This window comes from Nonomuraea antri, from assembly GCF_013283785.1.
GTDB lineage: Bacteria > Actinomycetota > Actinomycetes > Streptosporangiales > Streptosporangiaceae > Nonomuraea > Nonomuraea antri.
On record NZ_JABCPZ010000145.1, the window covers coordinates 19,706 to 28,013 of the forward strand.

The window sequence follows — 8,308 nt, forward strand, 5'->3', positions numbered from 1 at the left end:
CGAGTAAACCGCCGCCCGGGCGCGTCGCCGTACGGCTTGACCCAGGTTTGGGCTGCTCTTAGGCGGGACCCGTGCTCCGGCGTACGATCAGCTCCGGACGGACCTCGCGCAGTCGTGAGACCTTGGCGGGGTCGCCGATCCTGTCGCTCAGCAGCGCCGCGGCGGTGCGGCCCATGGACCGGCGAGCCTGGTCCACCGAAGTGAGCGAGATGTGGCGGGAAGCCGACAGGTGGATGTTGTCGTACCCCACCACGGACAGGTCGTCCGGCACACGCAGGCCCAGCTCGCTCGCGGCTGACAGCACGCCGAGCGCTACCACGTCATTGGCGGCGAAGATCGCCGTAGGCCTGGGTTCGCGGGTCAGCAACGCGAGCGCGGCCTCTCTGCCGCCCTCCTCGGTCGAGTCCGCGGCCTCGACCATGATGTACGGAGCCAGTGAATGTCTGCGCATGGCCACCAGGTAGCCCTCGCAGCGCGACGGCCGGGCTCCCTCGATGTGCGCGATGCGCTTGTGGCCCAGCTCGACCAGGTGGTCGATGGCCAGCCGGGCGCCGAGCTGGTCGTCGTCGACGACGATGTCGACTCCGTCGAGCTCGATGTCACGTTCCCCGACGACGACGGTCGGCGTGTAGGCGGTCGCCTCGACCAGCGTCTCGCTGGTCGGCCCGATGCCTAACAGGACCAGCCCGTCGACCCTGAGTTCGAGGAAGGCCTCGACGGCCTCGTCCTCGAACGCCGGGTCCCACTGGCTGTTCCCGATCAGCATGCGCAGGCCGTCGCCGTGCAGGCTCTCCTGCAGTCCGTCGAGGAACTCCGCGTAGAACGGATTGTGCAGATCGGCCACGAGCGCGCCCACCAGGTGGGTGCGGCCTTCGACGAGGCTGCGGGCCACCGCGTTGGGGCGGTAGCCCAGTTCACGGGCCGCCTGCAGGACGGCCTGCCGCCGGTGCTCGCTCACGTGCGGGGAGCCGCGCAGAACGAGTGAGACCAGCGATTTCGAGACGCCGGCTCGTTCGGCGACGTTGCGGATGGTCGGTCTGGGCCGAGGCAGCGCTTCTACCTCTCGGAGCTCGGTGATGGTTGAAGTATTGACGGGCGGTCCTGACATGTGTCTCCCCCGCGATGCGGATATGGGCACCTGTCTCACCAAACGATCGAGTTCGCCGCAGGGTACGGCTTCGGGTAAGGGAAGCCTGATATTGACCGATTCGCCACACGGCCGCTATTGGGCAGGGCGTCGGATACTGTGCAGGTGTGACACCCGGGAAGTCAGCCGACACGGCACGGCCGGCTCGCCGCAGACTCAGCGTGGACCGCAGGCGTGAAGAGCTCATGGCGGCGGCTCTGGAACTGTTCAGCACCCGCGACGCGGAAGACGTCTCGATCGACGACGTGGCCTCCGCCGCAGGTGCCTCGCGGGCGCTGGTCTACCACTACTTCGGCGGCAAGCAGGAGCTCTACGTGGCGGCGCTCAGGAGCGCGGCCGAGCAGCTCGAGTCGCGGCTGCGCCCGCAGGAGGGCGGCAGGCCGCTGGACGAGCTGGCCGCGGGGCTCAAGCGCTACTTCGACTTCGTCGAGGAACACGCGGCCGGTTTCGCGGCGCTGCTGCGCGGCGGGCCCGCCAACCGGGCGGGCGAGGTGGGCGAGATCGTCGACGGCGTGCGCCGGCGGCTGTTCCTCCTCATCCAGAAGCAGATGCGGGTCGAGGAACCGAGCCCGGTGCTGCGCACGACGCTGCGTTCGTGGATCGCCTCGGTCGAGACCGCGGGCCTCGACTGGCTCGAACATCGCGACGTCGAACGTCCGGTGCTCGAGAAGATGCTGGTCGACCACATGGTCGCGTTGCTCGGCGTGGCCGCGAACTACGACGGCGACGTCAGCGAACTGCTGGAGCTGCTGATCAGGGAACAGCTCGACTGAGTCGTGGATCCTGTGGGGGAGGATGGCGCCGGGCGGGCGGCGCCAGCTTCCCGTGCGTCCTGGCCGTCACGTCGGGTGGACCGGGCTGCCCCAGCCTGGCCCACCGTTCTACCCCCCTGAGGTACGTGACGACGCCCTCGCGGCTACTCCGAGCGCTGCTGCGGAATCCCCGCGAGCAGTGCGCGAACCTCGGTCTCCCGGTAACGCCGGTGTCCGCCGAGGGTACGAATCGACGTCAACTTGCCCGCCTTGGCCCACCGGGTAACGGTCTTGGGGTCGACCCTGAACATGGTCGCGACCTCAGCGGGCGTGAGCAGCGGCTCGGCCTCGGGTGTACGAGCTGACATTTGTGCGGCCTCTCCTCCGTGTGGACCGGCTTAGCGATCCTGTGACTGCCTTTGCGCGTGTCACGGATGTCCCCCTATGGCGCAGAGCGTGCGGCTTTTCTGAGCCATATGCGGCATCACCCGATGTGACCATACCGCCACGCAGAGCGATTGGCGAGCCCTTCTTTGACCCAACTGCCCGCCCCCATGGCGATGTCACGCTCGGTGATTCTAGCGACACGGTTCGTGGTATCGCAGTGAAAACGGCAAACTACTCAGTTCGCAGAAGAGAGCCGCCGCGAGACGTGACCTACTCATGCAGGTCAGACGGTTGTTATGGGGCTCAGTTGGCAGATTCCAGAAGTTGCATTGACTTCCAGCGAAGGATGACCCTCTGGTACATGGCGTAGGCAAGTTCTTCTTGACCCGTGTCCAGGCCCGTGAGAGCCGCCGCGAGCTCCGCGACCGACTGGTCGGCCTGCAGCGCGTCGTCGTCCATGAGGTGCACCAGACCGCCGTAGTCGAGCTCGACCAGCGAGTGCGGGTGGAACTCCTCCAGCCACCTGGCCACGTCCTCGACGTCGAAGTCGGCCGACACCTCCTCGCCCAGATGCCTGCGCAGCACCTGCAGCGCGCGGGCCGCCCGCCTCCTGGCCTGGGCCATGGAGGTGACGTAGATGAGGTTGCGTCCGGTCGTGGTGGTCACGTCCTGTCCTGGAGTGGCTGAGCCGAGCACCAGCCAGCGCTCGTTCCCATCAAACGGCACGAACCACGAAGGCGGGACGTGCCACGCCGTGGTGCGAATGTGCGTGCGCAGGCCGGAGGAACCGGCGGAACGCTTGAACTTGTCGAAGTCGTCGGCGGTCTGCTCCGCGATGGTCTTGGGCACGAGGAGATCCATGAGTTTCACCGGTGTGGCGCCACGCAGCCGTGAGAACGCCAGCCACGAGCGCAACCGGCTCTGCCAGGGGCAGACGTACAGCCGGTCCTCCACGCGCCGCAGATAGGCGTTGGGGCTCTCCTGGGCGGGGACCGGGTGCGGTGGAGTGCCGAGCAGGCGCATGACCGACTCGCCGTGCTCGGCGTTCAGCGCGGTGGCCCGTCGTGGACGGTCGCGCGAGTCGGCATATTCGGCCCACACTTTGCGCTCGGACTCGGGGAACGCGGTCAGTGGCTCATAGACGCGGAGGTAGGCGGCATACGGCAGCACGGAGGCATCGTGTCACGAAGACAACCTGCATGCACCGTTGTGGCTCACTACTCTGGGAGTGATCTCCGCCGCGAAGGGGCGGCGGACCGGGACAGGGAGTCACTACCGTGACCGACGTCTTCAGTTCGTCTCACAAGGACGTCCATGAGCAGGTCGTGTTCTGCGCCGACGAGCAGAGCGGCCTGCGAGCCATCATCGCCATCCACAATACGGCGCTCGGGCCGGCGCTGGGTGGCACTCGGTTCTACCCGTACGAGAGCGAGCAGGCGGCCCTGGCCGACGTGCTCAACCTCGCCAAGGGCATGGCGTACAAGAATGCGCTGGCCGGCCTCGACCTGGGTGGCGGCAAGGCCGTCATCATCGGCGATCCCGCGCAGGACAAGAACGAGGCCCTGCTGCGGGCCTACGGCAGGTTCGTGCAGTCGCTCGGCGGCCGCTACATCACCGCCTGCGACGTGGGCACCTACAGCGAGGACATGGACATCGTGGCCCGCGAGTCACGCTTCGTGACGGGCCGCACTCTCGCCCACGGCGGCGCCGGGGATTCCTCCATCCTCACCGCGTTCGGCGTCTTCCAGGGCATGCGCGCCTCGGCCGAGCGCGTGTACGGCACCCCGTCGCTGCACGGCAGGCGGGTCGGCGTCGAAGGCGTCGGCAAGGTCGGCCACCGCCTGGTCGACCTGCTCCGCGAGGACGGCGCCGAGGTGGTGATCTGCGACGTCAACGCCAAGGCCGTCGAACGGGTGCGTACCAGGCACCCCGAGGTGGACGTGGTCGCCGACGCCCAGGCACTGAAATCAGCCGACATCGACGTCTTCGCCCCCTGCGCACTGGGCGGGGCGCTCGACGACGACTCGGTGCCCGCGCTGAAGGCGAAGATCGTCTGCGGCGCGGCGAACAACCAGCTCGCCCACCCCGGGGTGGAGAAGCAACTCGCCGAGCGCAACATCCTCTACGCGCCCGACTACGTGGTGAACTCCGGCGGCGTCATCCAGGTCGCCGACGAGATCGACGGGTTCAACATGGAAAGAGCCAGGTCCAAGGCGGCCCAGATCTACGACACGACTCTGAAGATCTTCGGGATCGCCGCGGACGAAGGCGTACCTCCGGCCGTCGCAGCCGATAGGCTAGCCGAGCGCAGAATGTCGGAAGTCGGGCGTATTAGGGCCATTTGGCTGGGCCACTGACGCCCCACGCCCATACGACGTACCGAGCTGGGCACAAAACAGGTACGGTAATAGGCGAACGATAGGCTGACGCCCGAAGTCAGGCGGCGTCAGTGTGTGGTGCGTTAGCGACGAGGGGTCGGGGACGACCCCACACGAGGGGGTCGAGCCAATGGGGCGCGGCCGAGCAAAGGCCAAGCAGGTCAAGGTTGCTCGCCAGCTGAAGTACAACAGCGGTGGCACGGATCTTGACCGTCTTCGCGACGAACTCGGGGTCGGAGACCCCAGCCGCAATGACGACGCCGACGACCTCAACGATGAGCTGGCGGATCGCTATGCCGATTACGCCGATGACTACGGTGCCGGAGACGACGACGATGATCACCGTACGTCCGGTCGCCGCTAGCCGTCCTTCTGGTTGACGTGGCCGAGAGTTCGGCGCCGCCGGACTCTCGCCCACACTCGTCGGGCCCCACGGGCAACCGTGGGGCTTTCGTCACGCTCGGGCCCGGTCGGCCGTTGGCGATCGGGCCTGGGCGCACGCGTGGCCGGGCGTCTTCCGCGCATGGACCCGCGGCCGCGGGTCCGTTCAGCCATGCCGTGTGCTCAGGGGTGGCGCCGTCCGGCTGCAGTGAGCACCACCCCTGGCCCGGTGTCAGCGGTAGCGGGCCTGACCCGATCCCGGCACGACCTCGCCCATCACCCAGGAGTCGAGCCCGCGCTCGCCGAGCAGCCTGATCGAGGCGTCGGCCGCGTCTGCGGGGACGATCGCGACCATGCCCACGCCCAGGTTGAACGTCTTGTCCAGGTCAGGCTGGGCGATGCCGCCGTGCCCGGCCAGCACCTCGAAGATCGGCTGGGGCGTCCAGGAGGAGCGGTCGAGCAGCGCGTCGAGGTGGCCGGGCAGCGAGCGGGACACGTTGCCCGCGATGCCGCCGCCGGTGATGTGCGCGTACGCGTGCACCTCGACCGACCTGGCCAGCGCCAGGCAGTCGAGCGAGTAGATACGGGTGGGCTCCAGCAGTTCCTCACCCAGCGGCCGGCCCAGCTCGGGCAGTTCGGCGTCGAGCGAGAGCCCGGCGCCGCGCAGCACGTGGCGCACCAGCGAGTAGCCGTTGGAGTGCACGCCGGACGAGGCCAGCCCGAGCACCGCGTCGCCCGCGCGCACCCGGTCCGCGCCCAGCATGGCCTCGGCCTCGACCACGCCGGTGCCCGCGCCCGCCAGGTCGTACTCGTCGGGGCCCATCGCGCCGGGGTGCTCGGCCGTCTCGCCGCCCACCAGCGCGGCCCCGGCCAGGCGGCAGCCCTCCGCGACGCCGCCGACGATCTCGGCGATGCGCTCGGGCAGCACCTTGCCGCAGGCGATGTAGTCGGTCATGAACAGCGGCTCGGCGCCGCACACGACCAGGTCGTCGAGGACCATGCCGACCAGGTCGATGCCGATCGTGTCGTGCTTGCCGTACTGCTGAGCGATCATGACCTTGGTGCCGACGCCGTCGGTCGAGCTGGCCAGCAGCGGACGCCGGTAGCGCAGCAGCGCGGAGGCGTCGAACAGGCCGGCGAAGCCGCTGGCGTCGTCGACCACCTCGGGCCTGCGCGCCCGCGCCACCTTGTCCTTCATCAGCGCGACGGCACGCTCACCGGCCTCGATGTCGACCCCGGCCGCCTCGTACGAACTCACGCCTTGCTCTCCAATACGAACTTGCCCACGTTGTCCTGGTCGATCTCGATCGGGTACTCGCCCGTGAAACACGCCCGGCAGAGCCGCTCGGCCGGGATCGTGGTGGCCTTGGTGAGCCCTTCGAGCGAGATGTAGCCGAGCGAGTCGGCGCCGAGCGAGGCCCGGATCTCCTCCACCGTCAGCGAGCCGGCGATCAGCTCGGCCCTGGTGGCGAAGTCGATGCCGTAGAAGCAGGGCCAGGCCACCGGCGGCGAGGAGATGCGCACGTGCACCTCGCGGGCCCCGGCCTCGCGCAACATCCGCACGATCGCGCGCTGGGTGTTGCCGCGCACGATCGAGTCGTCGACCACGACCAGGCGCTTGCCCTCGACGACCTCGCGCAGCGGGTTGAGCTTCAGCCTGATGCCGAGCTGGCGGATGGTCTGGGACGGCTGGATGAAGGTCCGGCCCACGTAGGAGTTCTTGACCAGGCCCTGGCCGTACGGGATGCCGCTCTCCTGGGCGTATCCGACGGCGGCCGGGGTGCCCGACTCGGGCGTGGGGATGACCAGGTCGGCCTCGACCGGGTGCTCGCGGGCCAGCACGCGGCCGACCTCGACGCGGGTCACCTGGACGCCACGCCCGGCGATCGTGGTGTCGGGGCGGGCCAGGTAGACGTACTCGAACAGGCAGCCCTTGGGCTCGGCCAGCGCGAAGCGGCGCGAACGCACGCCGCGCTCGTCGATGGTGAGCATCTCGCCCGGCTCGATCTCGCGCACGAACGTGGCGCCGACGATGTCGAGCGCGGCCGTCTCGGAGGCGACCACCCAGCCGCGCTCCAGGCGGCCGAGCACCAGCGGGCGGATGCCCTGCGGGTCGCGGGCCGCGTAGAGGGTCTTCTCGTCCATGAACACCAGCGAGTACGCGCCCTTGACCTGCGGCAGCAGCTCGGCGGCCGAGTCTTCGATGGAGCGGGTGCGATCCTGCGCGAGCAGCGTGGTCAGGACCTCGGTGTCGGTGGTGGCCCTGGTGGAGCCGGGAGCCAGGCGCTGGGCCAGCTCGGGGGTGTTGATCAGGTTGCCGTTGTGCGCCAGCGCCAGACCGCCCACCTCGGTGGAGCTCAGCGTGGGCTGAGCGTTCTCCCACACGCTGGATCCGGTCGTGGAGTAGCGGCAGTGCCCGACGGCCAGGTGGCCGCGCAGGGTGCCGAGCACGGACTCGTCGAAGACCTGGGCGACCAGCCCCATGTCCTTGTAGACGAGGATGCGGCTGCCCTCGCTGACCGCGATGCCCGCGGACTCCTGGCCGCGGTGCTGCAACGCGTACAGCCCGTAGTAGGTGAGTTTGGAAACTTCCTCGCCTGGCGCCCATACGCCGAAGACGCCACAGGCGTCTTTAGGTGCGCGGTCGTGGGGGTCCAGGTCATGGCCGAGCCGGCCGTCGCCCTTCAGCACATGCCTCAGTCTAGGTTGACGGCCTCCGTGCTCGCACACCCGGGTCGGGAGTGACGTCACATGGACGGCTTTGGGGCATGGTGACCCAAGGATGAGCGCCCTCTTACCGTGTCGCGTGGTTTCAACGTCGTCTTACGCGAAAGGGTGAAGTATCCGGAATGCAGACCCTCGGGAGACGCAGACGTGACCACACCTGAGGACCCGAACGAGCCCCGCCCGCGTGACGCCCGTGAGACGCGCGAGGAGGACGGCGCGCCGAAGAAGGCGCCGCCGCAGCACACGCCCGAATGGTGGGGCGAGGGCACGACCAGGCCGGGCGAGGGCACGGACGAGCCCGCCGAGCGCCCGCCCGGGTCGGATCGGCCTGAATTCGGCCCGCCGGGCGGCGAGGAGCCGATCGCACCGGCGCCGCCCGTGGTGCCCAAGCCGGACGTGCCGCCCACGCACGAGCCCAGGCCGGGCGGGCAGCCGTCGCACCCCGACCTGCCCACCTCACCGGAGACCCCGAGCCCGGCGGAGACCCCCGAGGGCCCGCGACCGGCGGAGAACCCCGAGACCCCGCGACCCGAGAC

Annotated in this window: 8 protein-coding genes and 1 pseudogene; 4 read left to right on the top strand and 5 right to left on the bottom strand. The window is 69.2% G+C overall.

The window, feature by feature from the left end; translation table 11 throughout:
- Nucleotides 1-58: 58 nt before the first annotated feature.
- Entirely contained in the window at nt 59-1,108 is a 1,050-nt protein-coding gene (locus HII36_RS35645) for a LacI family DNA-binding transcriptional regulator (protein WP_407940843.1), read from the bottom strand.
- Between the two features lie 224 nt (nt 1,109-1,332).
- On the opposite strand from HII36_RS35645, the gene HII36_RS35650 reads away from it, so the two are divergent.
- Nucleotides 1,333-1,920 (top strand): TetR/AcrR family transcriptional regulator, encoded by a 588-nt coding sequence (locus HII36_RS35650; protein WP_173527722.1) that lies wholly within the window; start codon nt 1,333-1,335, stop codon nt 1,918-1,920.
- A 143-nt stretch (nt 1,921-2,063) separates the two neighbouring features.
- Here the strand turns inward: HII36_RS35650 and bldC are convergent, their stop codons facing one another.
- Nucleotides 2,064-2,267, bottom strand: a complete 204-nt coding sequence (bldC, locus tag HII36_RS35655; RefSeq protein ID WP_013133571.1) for a developmental transcriptional regulator BldC — start codon at nt 2,265-2,267, stop codon at nt 2,064-2,066.
- A 322-nt stretch (nt 2,268-2,589) separates the two neighbouring features.
- Nucleotides 2,590-3,456 (bottom strand): hypothetical protein, encoded by an 867-nt coding sequence (locus tag HII36_RS35660; RefSeq protein ID WP_173527723.1) that lies wholly within the window; start codon nt 3,454-3,456, stop codon nt 2,590-2,592.
- Nucleotides 3,457-3,563: 107 nt separating this feature from the next.
- Here HII36_RS35660 and HII36_RS35665 point away from each other — a divergent pair, with 107 nt between their 5' ends.
- Nucleotides 3,564-4,643: a Glu/Leu/Phe/Val family dehydrogenase gene (locus HII36_RS35665; RefSeq protein ID WP_173527724.1), complete on the top strand. Its 1,080-nt coding sequence runs from the start codon at nt 3,564-3,566 to the stop codon at nt 4,641-4,643.
- A 151-nt stretch (nt 4,644-4,794) separates the two neighbouring features.
- Nucleotides 4,795-5,028: a DUF3073 domain-containing protein gene (locus tag HII36_RS35670; protein WP_173527725.1), complete on the top strand. Its 234-nt coding sequence runs from the start codon at nt 4,795-4,797 to the stop codon at nt 5,026-5,028.
- 249 nt (nt 5,029-5,277) lie between these two features.
- On the opposite strand, the gene purM is transcribed toward HII36_RS35670, so the two are convergent.
- Together purM and purF are read right to left on the bottom strand one after the other, a co-directional pair.
- Nucleotides 5,278-6,303: a phosphoribosylformylglycinamidine cyclo-ligase gene (gene purM / locus HII36_RS35675; RefSeq protein WP_328808030.1), complete on the bottom strand. Its 1,026-nt coding sequence runs from the start codon at nt 6,301-6,303 to the stop codon at nt 5,278-5,280.
- Entirely contained in the window at nt 6,300-7,736 is a 1,437-nt protein-coding gene (gene purF / locus HII36_RS35680) for an amidophosphoribosyltransferase (RefSeq protein ID WP_173527726.1), read from the bottom strand. The genes purM and purF overlap by 4 nt, the downstream gene beginning before the upstream one ends.
- 183 nt (nt 7,737-7,919) lie before the next feature.
- On the opposite strand from purF, the pseudogene HII36_RS35685 reads away from it, so the two are divergent.
- A pseudogene (locus HII36_RS35685) lies at nt 7,920-8,308 on the top strand (hypothetical protein); the annotation flags it as partial.